Raw genomic sequence first — 14,952 nt, 5'->3', positions numbered from 1 at the left:
TCATTGACCCATGGCAACGGGAAAGTCGCATGGTGATTTTAACTAAGTCTCTACTAAGATTGTCTTGGTAGGGTGTATCAGGTATTAACGAATGAGCGAAAATTTCGCAGAACTATTTGAACAGAGCCTACAAAACGTAGAAATGCGTCCAGGCGCCATCATCACCGGTACGGTGGTTGATATTGATAATGAAGTTGTTGTTGTTAACGCTGGCCTAAAGTCAGAAGGCGTTATCCCGCGTAGCCAATTTATGAGCGACAAGGGTGAGCTAGAAGTTAACGTCGGCGACGAAGTTGAAGTAGCACTAGACGCAGTTGAAGACGGTTTCGGTGAAACTCGTCTATCACGTGAGCGTGCTAAGCGCTTCGCTGCTTGGGGTGTGCTTGAGAAAGCCCACGAAGCAGAAGAAACAATTACAGGTGTTATCACTGGTAAAGTTAAAGGTGGTTTCACTGTGGAAGTACAATCTATCCGTGCTTTCCTACCTGGTTCATTAGTTGACGTTCGTCCAGTTCGTGATACATCACACCTTGAAGGTGTTGATCTTGAGTTTAAAGTTATCAAGCTTGACCAAAAACGTAACAACGTAGTAGTTTCTCGTCGTGCTGTTATCGAGTCTGAAAACAGTGCTGAGCGTGAAGAGCTTCTGGCTAACCTTGAGGAAGGTTCAGAGCTTAAAGGTATCGTTAAGAACCTTACTGATTACGGTGCATTCGTTGATTTGGGTGGTGTTGACGGTCTTCTACACATCACAGATATGGCGTGGAAGCGTATTAAGCACCCAAGCGAAGTGGTGCAAGTTGGCGACGAAATCGACGTTAAAGTATTGAAGTTTGATCGTGAGCGTAACCGTGTATCTCTAGGTATTAAGCAACTTGGTTCTGATCCATGGGTTGACATCAACGATCGTTACCCTGAAGGCGCACGCCTACAAGGCCGCGTTACTAACCTTACTGACTACGGTTGTTTCGTTGAAATCGAAGACGGTGTTGAAGGTCTAGTACACGTTTCTGAAATGGATTGGACTAACAAAAACATCCACCCATCTAAAGTTGTTAACTTGGGTGACGAAGTTGAAGTTATGGTTCTTGATATTGATGAAGAGCGTCGTCGTATTTCTCTTGGTATTAAGCAATGTGTGCCTAATCCTTGGAACGAGTTCGCAGCTACTCACAACAAGAACGACAAAGTTTCTGGTAAAATCAAATCGATCACTGACTTCGGTATCTTCATCGGTCTTGACGGTGGTATTGATGGTTTGGTTCACCTTTCTGACATCTCTTGGACTGTTTCTGGTGAAGAAGCGGTACGTGACTTCAAGAAGGGCGACGAAGTTGAAGCTGTTGTATTGTCTGTAGATGCTGAGCGTGAGCGTATCTCATTAGGTATTAAGCAAGTTGATTCAGATCCGTTTGCAGAGTACTTAAGCGAGCACCCTAAAGGTACAGTTGTTAAAGGCAAAATTATCGATGTTGACGCAAAAGGCGCAACAGTCGAGTTAGCTGATAACATTGAAGGGTATGTTCGTGCTTCTGATATCAGTAATGAGCGTGTTGAAGATGCAAGCAAACACTTGAGCATCGGCGATACTATCGACGCTAAATTTGTTGGCGTAGACAAGAAAAACCGCAACTTAACTTTGTCTATTAAAGCAAAAGACGCGGCTGAAGAAGCTGAAGCAATCAAAGAGTTCAGCAACGAGAAGAGTTCTTCTCCTGCAACTCTTGGCGATTTATTGAAAGAACAGTTAGGTGACGAAGAGTAATTTGACCTGCTGATTTTTCTAAAATCATCAAAGCCCAGCGAATGCTGGGCTTTTTTTTGATTAGAACATTAATGGAATTTTGTAAAAAAGATCATATAATTAAAATAGTTAGATGATTTTTGTACTGAAATACCCCATACTATTGGGTATTCAATTAAATGGAGGTCTAGGCCAATGACGAAATCACAATTGATTGAGTGTCTAGTGGATAAAAACCCTCAGTTATCGGTTCGTGACGTAGAACTGGTTGTAAAATCTTTGATCGACCAAATGTCGGACATGCTTTCCGATGGTGGGCGTATTGAGATCCGTGGATTTGGCAGCTTTTCACTGCACTATAGAGCACCCCGAGTTGGTAGAAACCCTAAGACTGGTGAGTCAGTAACGTTACAGGGTAAACATGTCCCACACTTTAAGCCTGGCAAAGAATTGCGTGAAAGGGTTGATGGTGGGAAAGACCAACCGATAAAGCCATAATTATTCACCCATTAATACATTTATTGCGTATGCAGTAATTCTGCAATAAATTTTTAGGCTTGGAGCGATTTTTGCGAAAGATCATTGCCATTATTCTTTTTGTGGTTGTTTTGGTTATGAGCACAGTGTTTGCTCTAAATAATGACCAAACAATATCAGTAAATTATTTATTCAACTCAAGTGAATTACCTTTGTCGTTGGTGGTTTTTTGGGCAGGACTTTGTGGTCTGATTTTAGGGATTTTGGGTATGCTTTTTGCTGTATATAAATACCGTCATCGCTTAAAACGCGCCAACAAAAAGCTCGCAAATGCCGAAAAAGAATTGAATTTGCTCAGGCAGCAGCCTCTCTCAAGTAAGGACCCGTTCTAAATGGACCAGTGGATTCTGTATGGGGTTTTAGCACTATTACCTCTTGCTGCCATGTCAGGATTCATAATGGGGCGAAAGCACCGCAAAGGAAAGGAAAGTGAGAGTTTATCGAGTAATTACATCAAAGGACTAAACTACTTACTTAATGAACAACCCGACAAGGCGGTAGATGCTTTTATAGATTTACTGAAGGTCGATACCGACACCGTAGAAACACATCTCGCGCTTGGAAATCTTTTCCGCAAACGTGGCGAAGTAGATAGAGCCATTCGCTTGCATCAAAACCTTATAGCACGTCCTCAGCTATCCTCAAAGGAGCGAAATATTGCCTTGTATCAGTTAGGCTTAGATTATAACGCTGTGGGCATGTACGATCGTTCTGAGAAGCTTTTCTTAGAGTTACTTGATGACCCTGAGCACAAGGATGAGTCTTTAGTGCAGCTACTAAATATTCATCAGCTTACTCGTGACTGGGACGATGCCGCAAAAGTTGCGGAGCAGTTACAATCCAGTATTGGGGTTGAGCAGAGTAAACCTATTGCACACTTCTATTGTGAGCTAGCTAATCAAAAATCCCAAGAAGGCGATACAAAAGCCGCGCTAATAAACCTAAAGAAAGCATTAAGCATCAACCCCGACTCTGTGCGTGCTAGTCTTCTGCAGGGCGATATTCTGCTTAAGCAAAAGAGCTATAAACAAGCAATTAAATCCTATCAACGAATACTTCAACAAGATATTGCATTCTTACCAGAGGCATTGCCAAAAATAGCTGAAGCTTATAGTCAATCAAAAGATCGTAATGGTTATAAACAGTTTCTCGATAAAAGTCTCGAAAAAGGTGCGGGTGTATCAGTTTTAGTTGAGTTATCCAAAATTGTTCAACAAGACAAAGGTGACAAAGCTGCCGCGCATTTAATCGGTGATTTTTTACAGGAGCGTCCTTCATTAAAAGGGCTCCGACGACTAATTTCCTTACATATTGAGCATGCCCAAGACTCTGCTAAACCAAGCCTTCAACTTCTGGATGATATTGTCGCTAAACTCATTGCTAAGAAGCCTCGATATGCTTGTCATAACTGCGGCTTCGAAACTAAAAGTATTTATTGGCAGTGCCCGAGCTGCAAAGAGTGGAGTTCTGTAAAACCGATCAAAGGCATCGAAGGCGAGTAAGTTTTATTTACATAGGTGAACCATGTCCGACCCTAAAATTTTAGTAGCACTTGATTATCATGATAAAAACAAAGCTCTTGAGCTGATTGAACAACTTAACCCCCAGCTTTGTGGTTTAAAAGTGGGTAAAGAAATGTTTACCTTATTTGGGCCCAGTTTCGTTAGAGAGTTGGTTGAGAAAAATTATAATGTATTTCTAGACCTCAAATTCCATGACATTCCTAATACTGTTGCCAAGGCTTGTCAGGCTGCGGCTGAGCTTGGTGTGTGGATGATTAATGTCCATGCTTCTGGTGGTCGTATCATGATGGAGAAAGCAAGAGAGGCCCTTCTGGAGACCGATAATAAGCCTCTCTTGATCGCTGTAACTATGCTGACAAGCATGAACGAGCAGGTCTATTCCGAGTTAGGTTACGAAAGAAGCCTAGCCGATCAAGTGAGTCACCTTGCTCAAATGACGCTAGATTCGGGGCTTGATGGGGTCGTTTGTTCCTCTTGGGAAGCTGAGCAATTAAAACAGCAATGTGGGAAAAATTTTAAACTTATTACCCCGGGCATCCGTCCAGCAGGTGCTGACCAGGGTGATCAAAGCCGAATTATGACACCTCAGCAAGCAATCAACGCTGGCTCTGACTACCTAGTGATTGGAAGGCCGATTACTAAAGCAGACGATCCTTACCAAGCCTTGTGCGATATCTCTGAATCTCTTGTGAGCTAGTTGTAAACTTTCATTTATTTTAATAATCTCCCCTTATCGGCAGGGCAAACTTGTCGATAAGGACAATTAAATCAAGGAGATAACGTATGAAAATTATAACAGCAATTGCTTTAGCACTGACCCTAGCATTGAGCCAAGGTGTTATGGCAAAAGACAGCTCTAAAAGCCAACAACAGAGTCAACAAAGTATTTCAAAAGTCAACATTAATAAAGCGAGTGCCGCAGAAATTGCAGCCGCCTTAAAAGGTATTGGGTTAAAGAAAGCACAAGCTATTGTCGATTATCGAAAAAAGTTTGGTGACTTTAAAACCATTGATGAGCTAACTGCCGTTAAAGGAATTGGACAAAAAACACTGCAGAATAACCGTCAGAAAATTTCCATTTAAGGAGCGTCTTCAGTATTTTGATTGGCCAAAATGGATTTTGGTTTTAGCAAACGTCCTTTTGGCCAAGTCAAACCTAAAATTATCCCTTCAATGAAGCCAATAACGTGAGCTTCCTCTATCACATTACCCCCTAACCACTCATTATAGCTAGATTCCACACCAAAGATTTGTGGAGCAAAAATCTTAACACCAACAATTAATAACAATAAACCACTTAATTTTACCCCTAAGCGTAATTCTGCAGCTGCCGCCGCCGCTATCAATCCATAAAGCGCACCAGACATACCTACATAGTTGTGTAACTCAGGAACCCATAAGTGTAAGCCCACAATATTGGCTATAAAAAGAATAAGAAACCAGGATAACCAGTCTTTAAAATTTAATAAGTGAATAAACAAGAACATGGTGAACCAGAGGCCTGCTAAGTTCAGAAAGGTATGAGTCAGGCCTAAGTGGACAAAATTGGGCGTGAAAAAGCGCCACAGTTCCCCGCTAGCAACAGCCCCTCGATCGTATGATAACCATAAGCTAGATTCAGGCAATGCAAATATGAGAGCAATGCAAATATGACTTAAAATCAAAGGGATAGCGTATTTTGTTAGAAGTGGCATCATAAAAATTATTTATCAAATGTAAAATTTACTTCACGCTTTTATTCGTTTAAATTGTTTACTATTTATACAAAGAGAAGCCGTTAACATGGTTTCGCTTTTGAATAAATCTTTAAAAAGCAATGAGTTATGGGTGCGTTAACCAGTGACTTTATTTGGTTAAGCCTAAATGCTTTTTGTTTATATCGTATTTTCTTATAAATAACTACCGCTGGAGAAATATATTATGTTTGAATCTATCGCAATGATCTGCTATTTATCTATTACAGAACCACAAAATATCGAACAACCTTTGTTTGATCCTAATGAAGTTATAGCTGAAGTATACACGGGAGGGTCCGGCGGTGAGCCAGAAGAGGATCCAACAACCGATAAGAGAGATTAGTATTTGATAGCAAATTTTGTAAATGAATTAAATTTAACAGGCTTTATAACTAATGTATTTACATTGTGTTTAGTAGCTTGTCTATTTTTGCATCTTTTGTTCACCAAGCGAAAGCGCTTGGTGAATTTTTGTGCCTTACTAGTTATCGTTCAGTTCATAAACTGGAATTTGTCTCCATGGCTGATGGAGCATACCCAGGGAAAATACCTATGGTACATAACCTGGATGATTACCGATATTGTAATTTTATTATATGTCGCGCTTCAGGCTGTCATTACTAAAAAAGTATCAAAAGAAGAGTTAGCAGTTAGCATTTTTACATTTATTGCCGTCGTATTTTATATTGGTCGCTATATAGAAAGGCATTTTACAGATTTTAGTTTGATTAAAGGCCTTCAAGCGTATGCATTACCCGCAGTAAATATTTGTATCATTTTAGTATTAATCACACCTATACTAAAGCAGTTAGTGCTTATAGCAGGGAAACAACTAAATGGCATTACTATTTTTGGCCTACGGTTTAGTGTTAGCAGCGTTCGCAGCAATGCTGTTTTGGCTGATCCTAAAGGCATATCGAAACAAAACCGTAGAGTCCTTTGATTCTGGGCGAACGGTTGCTAGCCTCTTTGATGACGAAGAGAACATAGTTGATCTGTCTGCATACCGCAGAGCAGATATGATGGCTTTACGTCTGTTACAAGAGTACTCTCAAATTGAAACCAGTGATTTGTCTGAAAAAGACAAGTTAAGAGAGATCCTGTTATGGAATCAAAAACTTGAAGAGTTTGAGAAGAAAAATCGGAAAATAATTCAATCAAAAAGCTTCTTGAGACCCGTTCAGCATAAAATTAGTTCAAGTAACGTCACACCATTATCTAGAATCTAATCCTCTAAAAACTTATTCATCAAAGCGCCTTCTTGGCGCTTTTTTTATGCACCCTATAAATCATAAGTGTGGGTAATGATTTTTACTCCATTAAGTCACTTTTGCATCGCTGGTAATGCAGGAATGACTATGTTATTCAATGCCTTAGATGCTTTTGCGAGTTCGAGTTAAGCATTAATTAAATTTATCAAATGTAAAATTTACATCACGTTAAATTTTATTTATATTGGTTAATATTTATACAGAAAAGCCCGTGGCGTTGGTTCTTTATAAAAATTATATCTGCAAAAGCAATAAGTTACGGCAAACCTTTGGCGAAATACACCTCCGCATATTCATTAATTTTAATGCTACTTTTCATTAATTACGTAACTCAACACCGTTGGAGAAAATTATTATGTTTGAATCTATCGCAATGATCTGCTATTTATCTATGGTACAACCTCAAGAAATTCAAGAACCAGTGATTTTGCCAGAGGCAAGTACATTAGAGGTATTCACTGGAAATGGAGGCGGGGAGCCTGAAGAGGATCCCACTAAAAAGAAACGTGATTAACATTAACCATTTTATGGCTAATTGAGATTAATGCTCAAATGTGAGCGTAGAAGTCATCAGGCGATAATTTTTCATATTGTTTCAGTTAATCACGATATATAGCTTAACCTGCTTAAATATAGAGTAGTTAAGTTAAATCGAGAATAGAGGAAGAAACTCGCTTGTTTAACTTTGTTTTAGAACTTAATCTCTGGCAGCCACTAAAGGATGTTTTTACTTTATCTTTAGTGGTTTGCCTGTTTTTGCATCTTATATTCACTAAACGCAAACGTTTGGTGACATTCTGTATGTTCTTAGTGCTTGTTCAATTTCTGAATTGGTCCATAAGTCCTGCTTTAAGATCGCACGAGATAGCTATCTATATTTGGTATATCACTTGGATGATCACGGACGCTCTCATATTGCTTTATGTTGCCTTCCGGGCGGTTACCTCTGGTAAAGTCCTGAAAGAAGAGTTTGCAATATGCGTGCTAACAGTCGTAGCAATCTTGTTCAGTATTGGGCGTTATGTCGAGCGTCACTTCACTGAATTAGACTTTATAGGGAATATGCAATCATACGCCTTACAGGCCGTTAACGTTTGCATTGTGTTGGTGCTTTTGGCACCGGTAATGAAAGAATTGGTTCACTTAATAGGTAGACAACTTAATGGCATCACTATTTTTGGCCTACGGTTTAGTTTTAGCAGCGTTCGCAGCAACACTGTTTTGGCTAATTCTCAAGGCATATCGAAGCAAAACCAGCGAATCGTTTGATTCTACATCTGTCAGCGGGCTCTTCGATGACGAAGAGAATGTTGTTGATCTGTCTGCTTTTCGAAGAGCGGATATTTGTGCATTACGCCTACTTCAAGAGTACTCTTATATTGAAACGAGTAACTTATCTGAAAAGGATAAATTAAGGGAAATTTTGGCTTGGAACCAAAAGTTAGAAAACTTTGAAAAGAATCACAGAAAGATAATTCAATCTAAGGGCTTTTTAAGACCTGTACAAGCTAAAACTCACCTAAGTAGCGTGACGACGCCGTTGAGCAAAATTTAAAGCTCCTGTAGCACCAACAAAGCGCCTACTGGCGCTTTTTATTTATCTTTCATCTATTTTCTTGCTCAACAATAATTATCCCCATGAATATCAATATAGCCGTGTCATTGGCATGGGGTATATATATTAGTTTGGGAATTGTAGAGTTGTTAAAGCGCTTACATATAGACTTATAAGCAAGCGCTTAGAGTAAATCTAAGTTGGGTAGGGGATATAAAAGCTACTTAAGGTTCACTATCCGCATACCTAGCTCTTCTTTTGAGCTATTAGCACGATAATTAGAGAGTATCATTTCTGCTTTTTCTTCCGGCGTAAGCTCAATACCTCGTGCATTGGCAAGGGACTCAACTAAGGTGATGATACGCTTTAAAGTATCTACCTCGGAAGTGTAATCAATTTGATTATCTGCTTCATGAATAGGAACAAGAGATAATCTAAATCCAAGCGCTCTAGCTAGAGTATCTATTTTATGAACACCCGGGTCAGTCGTTTTTCTTTCTAGGATTCGGTAAATCGTGGATTGACTAATATTGGATTTACGCTGCATTGAATAGTCTGTTTCACCAAAATTATTCATTAACTGCTTTAGTTGATTTATTATTTCGCTCATATCGTGTCCCAGCAATGCAAATATGACTTGATTCCAATGCATTTGTGCATTAATATGGATTCTAAGTTTACTTAACTTGATATCTACTTTTAGCACAGTCTTGCGAACAAATAAAGCAAACTAGTAAAAATAGATAAGGTATTAAGATTAAAGTAAAAATCAGATTAGATCTGATACAGATTTCCTTCAGCTATATGGTGGGATTTGGCCGAGAATCATTTCTCGGCTTTTTTTTGCCTATCGTTTAGCTTAATAGTAATTAATAGTACGTTTTTCAATAACATAGCCTGGTTTTTGACCTGATATTTCTTTCCGCACTAGCCAGTTGCCGTAGTCGTCCATTTTTATATATTCGTAAGTTAATAATGACTTGTTTTGGTCTTGGTCAATTTCCGTGACTTTAGAGATAAACCCCTGCTCATTATAGAAAAAGTGCCTTTCAGAAATGAGCTCTGACTCATAAAAGTGCTTGTAAGAGGTTTTTTGATCATTGTCATTGTATGTTGTTTGCATACTAAAAATGTTATTCCAATCTTTATCATCCAAACTGACAGAGATTAACCTTCCTCTATCATCGTAATTCAAAGTACTCATGTATGGGTAGTCCTTATCGCCACTAAGCCCTGCATAAGGAAGTTTTGCATCTTCTTTATATAGAAATATCGTTTCTGTCGGATCGCCGGATTGATTATGAGAAATTTGCTTTTGGATTCTTCCTAAGTTGTCAAACTGATAGCTTTCAGAAGATAGCCTTGGTTTTGAGTCTGGGTTTGATGGTTTTGTGTAGACACGGGTTTCATTATTCATAAAGCCTTTATCATTAAACGTTAGCTTTACACTATTGACTAGGTAGCCTTCTTCATTGACATTCGTATGCTCATAGTCCATTTCGATTAGGACTGTTTCTACCGTACCTTTTAGACCGAACAGCGTGAGCTCATTGACTAGAGTAGATTTTTCTTCACAGCTTACGGCAGTAAAAAGTGATAATACAAGCAAGACAATCCTAGCGAAACTAATCACGGCAACTCCTTTTAATTTTTCAGTAATGTGAGGACATAAAAAAAGGCCTCGCATCGCTGCAAGGCCTTTAAAATATGGCTCCCCCTGCTGGATTCGAACCAGCGACATATGGATTAACAGTCCACCGTTCTACCGACTGAACTAAGGGGGAATTGTGCGTTCAATGTTGTGTCCTGAACGGGGCGAGATAATAGACATATTTCGCCCTTTGGTCAACACCTTATGTGAAAAAAATTTTAATTTGCTACTTTTTTGAGCCTTTCTACTGCTTTTTCTAAAGTTTCCATGCTGGCAGCATAAGAAAGTCGCATGTGGCCAGGTGCTCCGAAGGCCGAACCGGGAACCAGTGCAAGGTCTACTTTTTCGATTAAAAGTTCAGCTAGATCTAAATCTGACTTGCAGCCTAACTTTTTTATCAACCCTTCAACATTAGGGAAGGCGTAGAAAGTTCCGTCACTTGGCAAACAAGTAATGCCGTCGATTGCATTTAATTCTTCGAGCAAATAGTCATGGCGTCGCTTGAATGCTTCTAACATAGGCTTTATGCAACTTTGATCGCCGCTTAAAGCTTCTTGCGCTGCTGCTTGACTTGGCGCCGCTGGGTTTGAGGTGCTCTGTGACTGGATCTTTTTCATGGCAGCGATTAGGTCTGCTGGACCACCTGCATAGCCGATACGCCACCCAGTCATAGCGTATGCCTTAGAAACACCGTTGAGTACGATAGTTCTATCGTACAATTCAGGGCAAGCGTTAAGGATGTTCACGAAAGAGCCTTCTTTCCACAAAATATGTTCGTACATATCATCGGTGGCAATGATGATGTCTGGGTATTGCTTCAGAACATCACCTAGCGCTTTTAATTCATCCATAGAATAAGCAACACCAGTCGGATTGCTTGGGCTGTTAATAACAAACAGTCGAGTGTTCTCAGTAATTGCATTTTCTAGTTGTTGTGGCGTGATCTTTAGGTGCTGCTCAATATTAGTTTCGATGATGATTGGCTGAGCTTCGGCTAAAAGCGCCATATCGGGATAAGAAACCCAGTATGGAGCTGGGATAATGACTTCATCGCCCGGGTTCAGCAAGGCTTGGCAGAGGTTATAAAAGCTCTGCTTTCCGCCCGAAGAAACAAGGATCTGGTTAGGCTCGTAACTAAGTTGGTTATCACGTTTGAACTTTTGAATCACGGCTTCTTTGAGCTCCGGCGTACCGTCTACAGCCGTGTACTTTGTTGCGCCATCGTTTATGGCGGCAATTGCTGCTTCCTTAATATGCTCAGGAGTGTCAAAGTCCGGCTCGCCAGTTCCAAGACCGACGATATCCCGCCCTTGGGCTTTTAATTCCTTAGCTTTTGCTGCCACCGCTAAGGTTGGTGAAGGTTTAATCAGCTGTACTCTTTTTGATAATTCGATTGCCACTTTGATCCCTCGATTTTTTTGCAAAGTATGAGACAATAAGCCTCAATCATACTCCAAGTTAGATCGCTACCCAAGTAGTTAAAGCGATTACAACGCCGTGTTATACAACTAAACGATAGAAGTGAATGAGCCAGATATTTGATTTGAAATCGCAATTCGAGCCAGCGGGCGATCAGCCAAAGGCTATTGAGAGTCTATTAGAGGGCTTGGAAGATGGTCTTTCGCATCAAACGCTGCTTGGTGTTACCGGTTCTGGTAAGACATTCACGATGGCCAACGTTGTGGCGCGTAGTGGGCGTCCAACGATTATTATGGCTCATAACAAAACTCTAGCGGCTCAGTTATACGGCGAAATGAAGGAGTTCTTTCCGAATAATGCAGTAGAGTATTTTGTTTCTTATTACGATTATTACCAGCCCGAAGCTTATGTCCCTGCTTCTGACACTTTTATTGAGAAAGACGCATCGATAAACGAACATATCGAGCAAATGCGACTATCGGCGACGAGAGCCTTATTAGAACGCCGTGATGCAATAATTGTAGCTTCGGTGTCCGCGATTTATGGTCTAGGTGATCCCAAAGCATTTCATAGCATGGTAATGCACTTGAAGATTGGCGATCCGATTGACCAGCGTTATATTTTGCGCCGCTTGGCTGAGCTTCAATATACGCGCAACGACATGGAGCTTCAGCGTGCGACTTATCGAGTGCGCGGTGATCTGATTGATATTTATCCTGCTGAGTCAGACAAAAATGCCATACGAATCGAGCTGTTTGATGATGAAGTTGAAACCATCCAGACTTTTGATCCGCTTACTGGCGAAGTTTTAAAGAACCTAACCCGAGTGACGGTTTTCCCAAAAAGTCACTATGTCACGTCTCGTCAGACCATTTTAGACGCCATTGAACAGATTAAAGTTGAGCTAAAAGATCGTTTGGCACAATTGTATGACATGAACAAGTTGGTCGAGGCGCAACGTTTAGAGCAGCGGGTTAAATTTGATATCGAGATGATGCAGGAGCTTGGGTACTGTTCAGGGATTGAGAACTATTCACGCTACTTGTCGGGCGCTGAGCCGGGTGAGCCACCGCCATGTTTGCTCGATTATCTGCCACCAGATGCGCTGATGATTATTGATGAGTCCCACGTAACGGTGTCGCAAATTGGTGCCATGTATAAGGGTGACCGCTCACGTAAGGAAACCTTGGTCGAGTTTGGTTTCCGCTTACCATCAGCATTAGATAACCGCCCTTTGAAGTTCGACGAGTTTGAACGGACGGCACCGCAGACGATCTTTATATCTGCAACGCCTGGTAATTATGAGGCTGAGCACTCTGGGCAAGTGGTAGAACAGGTAGTACGCCCAACAGGCCTAGTTGATCCTCAAATCGAAGTGCGACCCGTAGGAACGCAGGTTGACGATTTACTGTCGGAGATCAATCTCCGAGTTGGTGTTAATGAGCGTGTACTCGTAACGACCTTAACTAAAAAGATGTCAGAGGATTTAACCGATTATCTTGCTGAACATGGTGTAAGAGTTCGTTACTTGCATTCCGATATTGATACTGTGGAACGAATGGAAATTATTCGTGACTTAAGACTCGGCGAGTTTGATGTCTTGGTTGGGATTAACTTGTTACGTGAAGGTTTGGATATGCCGGAAGTGTCGCTTGTAGCAATTTTAGATGCCGATAAAGAAGGGTTTTTGCGATCGGAGCGTTCTCTCATTCAAACCATTGGTCGTGCAGCTCGTAACTTAAACGGGCGGGCCATTTTGTATGGCGATCGAATTACAGGCTCGATGAAAAAGGCTATTGACGAGACGGAGCGTCGTCGCGCTATTCAACAGGCTTACAACAAAGAGCATGGAATTACCCCTCAGGGAATTAAGAAAAAAATTGGCGATGTGATGGATACCGGCGGCTCCGGTCGTGGTAAAAAGCGTGTTGCTGAGAAAAAAGGTCAGTATGTAGTTCGAAGCTTGGCGGAGAGTGTGGAGCAAATTGAGAAGCTTGAGAAAGAAATGCTCGATTTAGCTAAGAACTTGGAGTTTGAGAAGGCGGCTCAAGTTCGTGATCAAATAGAAAAGATTCGCGAGCAAAGTTTAGTCTAGGTCACAAATTTTATAATCCTTTGGAATTAATTGGTCAGATAGCCTTCTGATGCTAAAATTCGGAGGTTTGTAAGTATTGCTGGTAATTTTTTAAGTATTCAGTCACTAAACCTTACATTAAGTTAGCGTTAAGTTGAGCTTTTTTATGATGTTGACAAAAAATCGTGGAGTCTAAGAATAATAATGTACCGTTGTTTAAAAGCTTTTCTTATGTGCTTGTGCGTAGTTATTGCGCCAACCTCCAATGCGGATGAGAAAATTGCAACTGAGTTCAATAATAAACTCAATAAAATCAATGTCTTTCTAGAAGAAAATCATAAACAAGCACTTCAAGAGCCAAACCTTCTTATAGGCTTTGTAAACCAAGAGTTGCTTGAGGTATGGTCAGCCAGAAATACAATCCGAGCCATGCTAGGAACTTCTCGCTGGAAGCAACTTACTGATTCTGAAGCCAATGTTCTTATTAAAACCTACGAAAATACTATTCGCCGCTATTTATTTGAGGTATTGCAGCAATATCAAGGGCAAAAGGCTAGCGTAGAAAGCGTAAGACTTAATGATAAAGGAAATAAGGGTTGGCTGAGGGTGCGCCTTGAAAGCCCGTCATTCCCAACTCTTAATGTCGACTTGAAGATTTATAAAGAGCAGGAACAGTGGACTGTGTACGATTTCAGTTTCCAGGGCATAAGCTTTGTCAAAATGAAGCGAGGCTTTTTTAGAGATACTTTCGATAAAAATGGTGTCGTAGGTGTTGTGGCAGAACTTAGAGAAAAGAACAAAGAGTTTAACCAAGCGATGGCGGTGGCAAGCGATGAGTAGCGATCAAAGTGCCTGGTATTTAGTACAATGTAAGCCTCGCCAAGAGAAAAGAGCGCAAGAAAATCTTGAAAATCAATCAATTAATAGCTTTTTTCCAATAATTTCATTAGAGAAAATAGTCCGAGGGAAACGTAAGCAGGTAGAAGAAGCCATGTTTCCAGGCTATTTATTTGTGGAGTTATTAGAAACTGGTGAGTATTGGTCAAAGATTCGCTCGACGCGAGGAGTCCGAGACTTTGTACGCTTTGGTGGTGTTCCTGCAAAGATTTCGCCGCAACTTTTGGAGCAGTTGAAAGTTATTGATCATGATTTTGTCACAAAAGTGGTCGACTCAACGCCTAAAGAGGGTGATCGAGTACGAGTCACAGCAGGCCCTTTTAAAGATCTTGAAGGCATATTTAAGATGCCAGACGGTGAGCAGCGCTCCATAGTTCTATTAAATATGCTGGGTAAGCTCACTGTACTTGAAGTTTCAAACGACGAATTTGAAAAAATATAACATTATAAAAAGAAAATAATATTACTTTTGAAAGGTTTCGAGACGAGTGTAAAGCCTATATAATAGCGCACGCTTAGGCGAGGCCTAACAAAAATATTACAAA

17 protein-coding genes and 1 tRNA gene are annotated in these 14,952 nt (G+C 40.5%); 13 read left to right on the top strand and 5 right to left on the bottom strand.

Features of this window, described 5'->3' with window-relative positions; all coding sequences use genetic code 11:
• Positions 1–91: 91 nt before the first annotated feature.
• From rpsA to ABD128_RS00935, 6 genes are all read left to right on the top strand, one after another.
• Positions 92–1,765: a 30S ribosomal protein S1 gene (gene rpsA / locus ABD128_RS00960; protein ID WP_343985308.1), complete on the top strand. Its 1,674-nt coding sequence runs from the start codon at positions 92–94 to the stop codon at positions 1,763–1,765.
• A 174-nt stretch (positions 1,766–1,939) separates the two neighbouring features.
• Positions 1,940–2,242, top strand: coding sequence for an integration host factor subunit beta (locus ABD128_RS00955; RefSeq protein WP_343985306.1), 303 nt, complete (start codon positions 1,940–1,942; stop codon positions 2,240–2,242).
• 71 nt (positions 2,243–2,313) lie between these two features.
• The gene (locus ABD128_RS00950; protein ID WP_343985304.1) at positions 2,314–2,613 is read left to right on the top strand and encodes a LapA family protein; all 300 of its coding nucleotides are present in this window, start codon (positions 2,314–2,316) and stop codon (positions 2,611–2,613) included.
• Entirely contained in the window at positions 2,614–3,783 is a 1,170-nt protein-coding gene (lapB, locus tag ABD128_RS00945; RefSeq protein WP_343985302.1) for a lipopolysaccharide assembly protein LapB, read from the top strand. It begins immediately after the preceding gene.
• Positions 3,784–3,805: 22 nt separating this feature from the next.
• Positions 3,806–4,501 carry an orotidine-5'-phosphate decarboxylase gene (pyrF, locus tag ABD128_RS00940; RefSeq protein WP_343985300.1) on the top strand — a complete coding sequence of 232 codons (696 nt, stop codon included), beginning with the start codon at positions 3,806–3,808 and terminating at the stop codon, positions 4,499–4,501.
• 86 nt (positions 4,502–4,587) lie between these two features.
• Complete coding sequence (locus ABD128_RS00935) at positions 4,588–4,887, top strand: ComEA family DNA-binding protein (RefSeq protein ID WP_343985298.1); 300 nt, start codon at positions 4,588–4,590, stop codon at positions 4,885–4,887.
• Here the strand turns inward: ABD128_RS00935 and rrtA are convergent.
• Entirely contained in the window at positions 4,884–5,501 is a 618-nt protein-coding gene (gene rrtA, locus ABD128_RS00930; RefSeq protein ID WP_343985296.1) for a rhombosortase, read from the bottom strand. The two genes, ABD128_RS00935 and rrtA, sit on opposite strands and share 4 nt — an antisense overlap.
• A gap of 223 nt (positions 5,502–5,724) precedes the next feature.
• Here rrtA and ABD128_RS00925 point away from each other — a divergent pair, with 223 nt between their 5' ends.
• From ABD128_RS00925 to ABD128_RS00910, 4 genes are all read left to right on the top strand, one after another.
• A complete protein-coding gene (locus tag ABD128_RS00925; RefSeq protein ID WP_343985294.1) occupies positions 5,725–5,883 on the top strand; it encodes a hypothetical protein in 159 nt (52 codons plus the stop codon).
• Positions 5,884–6,376: 493 nt separating this feature from the next.
• Complete coding sequence (locus tag ABD128_RS00920; protein WP_343985292.1) at positions 6,377–6,769, top strand: hypothetical protein; 393 nt, start codon at positions 6,377–6,379, stop codon at positions 6,767–6,769.
• A 397-nt stretch (positions 6,770–7,166) separates the two neighbouring features.
• The gene (locus ABD128_RS00915; RefSeq protein ID WP_343985290.1) at positions 7,167–7,325 is read left to right on the top strand and encodes a hypothetical protein; all 159 of its coding nucleotides are present in this window, start codon (positions 7,167–7,169) and stop codon (positions 7,323–7,325) included.
• Positions 7,326–7,973: 648 nt separating this feature from the next.
• Positions 7,974–8,366, top strand: coding sequence for a hypothetical protein (locus ABD128_RS00910; RefSeq protein ID WP_343985288.1), 393 nt, complete (start codon positions 7,974–7,976; stop codon positions 8,364–8,366).
• 220 nt (positions 8,367–8,586) lie between these two features.
• On the opposite strand, the gene ABD128_RS00905 is transcribed toward ABD128_RS00910, so the two are convergent.
• From ABD128_RS00905 to ABD128_RS00890, 4 genes are all read right to left on the bottom strand, one after another.
• Positions 8,587–8,976: a helix-turn-helix domain-containing protein gene (locus ABD128_RS00905; RefSeq protein ID WP_343985286.1), complete on the bottom strand. Its 390-nt coding sequence runs from the start codon at positions 8,974–8,976 to the stop codon at positions 8,587–8,589.
• A 249-nt stretch (positions 8,977–9,225) separates the two neighbouring features.
• Entirely contained in the window at positions 9,226–9,999 is a 774-nt protein-coding gene (locus ABD128_RS00900) for a hypothetical protein (RefSeq protein ID WP_343985284.1), read from the bottom strand.
• Positions 10,000–10,074: 75 nt separating this feature from the next.
• Positions 10,075–10,150, bottom strand: a tRNA-Asn gene (locus tag ABD128_RS00895).
• Positions 10,151–10,235: 85 nt separating this feature from the next.
• On the bottom strand, positions 10,236–11,417 hold the full coding sequence (locus ABD128_RS00890; RefSeq protein WP_343985282.1) for a pyridoxal phosphate-dependent aminotransferase: 1,182 nt from the start codon (positions 11,415–11,417) through the stop codon (positions 10,236–10,238).
• A 125-nt stretch (positions 11,418–11,542) separates the two neighbouring features.
• Here ABD128_RS00890 and uvrB point away from each other — a divergent pair, with 125 nt between their 5' ends.
• The 3 genes from uvrB (at position 11,543) to rfaH (ending at position 14,849) form a co-directional block, all read left to right on the top strand.
• The gene (uvrB, locus tag ABD128_RS00885) at positions 11,543–13,531 is read left to right on the top strand and encodes an excinuclease ABC subunit UvrB (RefSeq protein WP_343985280.1); all 1,989 of its coding nucleotides are present in this window, start codon (positions 11,543–11,545) and stop codon (positions 13,529–13,531) included.
• 183 nt (positions 13,532–13,714) lie between these two features.
• Positions 13,715–14,350 carry an MlaC/ttg2D family ABC transporter substrate-binding protein gene (locus tag ABD128_RS00880; protein ID WP_343985278.1) on the top strand — a complete coding sequence of 212 codons (636 nt, stop codon included), beginning with the start codon at positions 13,715–13,717 and terminating at the stop codon, positions 14,348–14,350.
• Positions 14,343–14,849 (top strand): transcription/translation regulatory transformer protein RfaH, encoded by a 507-nt coding sequence (gene rfaH, locus ABD128_RS00875; RefSeq protein ID WP_343985276.1) that lies wholly within the window; start codon positions 14,343–14,345, stop codon positions 14,847–14,849. The genes ABD128_RS00880 and rfaH overlap by 8 nt, the downstream gene beginning before the upstream one ends.
• The last annotated feature ends 103 nt before the right edge of the window (positions 14,850–14,952 follow it).

The sequence above is a fragment of the Kangiella japonica genome (assembly GCF_039523535.1).
GTDB classification, from domain to species: Bacteria; Pseudomonadota; Gammaproteobacteria; order Enterobacterales; family Kangiellaceae; genus Kangiella; species Kangiella japonica.
This window is presented reverse-complemented; position numbering and strand designations above follow the sequence as displayed.

Coding starts and splice junctions, on each gene's coding strand:
- ABD128_RS00955 (WP_343985306.1), top strand. CDS start 1,940: ATGACGAAATCACAATTGATTGAGTGTCTAGTGGATAAAAACCCTCAG.
- uvrB (WP_343985280.1), top strand. CDS start 11,543: ATGAGCCAGATATTTGATTTGAAATCGCAATTCGAGCCAGCGGGCGAT.
- ABD128_RS00920 (WP_343985292.1), top strand. CDS start 6,377: ATGGCATTACTATTTTTGGCCTACGGTTTAGTGTTAGCAGCGTTCGCA.
- rrtA (WP_343985296.1), bottom strand. CDS start 5,501: ATGATGCCACTTCTAACAAAATACGCTATCCCTTTGATTTTAAGTCAT.
- ABD128_RS00925 (WP_343985294.1), top strand. CDS start 5,725: ATGTTTGAATCTATCGCAATGATCTGCTATTTATCTATTACAGAACCA.
- ABD128_RS00910 (WP_343985288.1), top strand. CDS start 7,974: ATGGCATCACTATTTTTGGCCTACGGTTTAGTTTTAGCAGCGTTCGCA.
- lapB (WP_343985302.1), top strand. CDS start 2,614: ATGGACCAGTGGATTCTGTATGGGGTTTTAGCACTATTACCTCTTGCT.
- ABD128_RS00905 (WP_343985286.1), bottom strand. CDS start 8,976: ATGAGCGAAATAATAAATCAACTAAAGCAGTTAATGAATAATTTTGGT.
- rfaH (WP_343985276.1), top strand. CDS start 14,343: ATGAGTAGCGATCAAAGTGCCTGGTATTTAGTACAATGTAAGCCTCGC.
- ABD128_RS00880 (WP_343985278.1), top strand. CDS start 13,715: ATGTACCGTTGTTTAAAAGCTTTTCTTATGTGCTTGTGCGTAGTTATT.
- rpsA (WP_343985308.1), top strand. CDS start 92: ATGAGCGAAAATTTCGCAGAACTATTTGAACAGAGCCTACAAAACGTA.
- ABD128_RS00935 (WP_343985298.1), top strand. CDS start 4,588: ATGAAAATTATAACAGCAATTGCTTTAGCACTGACCCTAGCATTGAGC.
- pyrF (WP_343985300.1), top strand. CDS start 3,806: ATGTCCGACCCTAAAATTTTAGTAGCACTTGATTATCATGATAAAAAC.
- ABD128_RS00915 (WP_343985290.1), top strand. CDS start 7,167: ATGTTTGAATCTATCGCAATGATCTGCTATTTATCTATGGTACAACCT.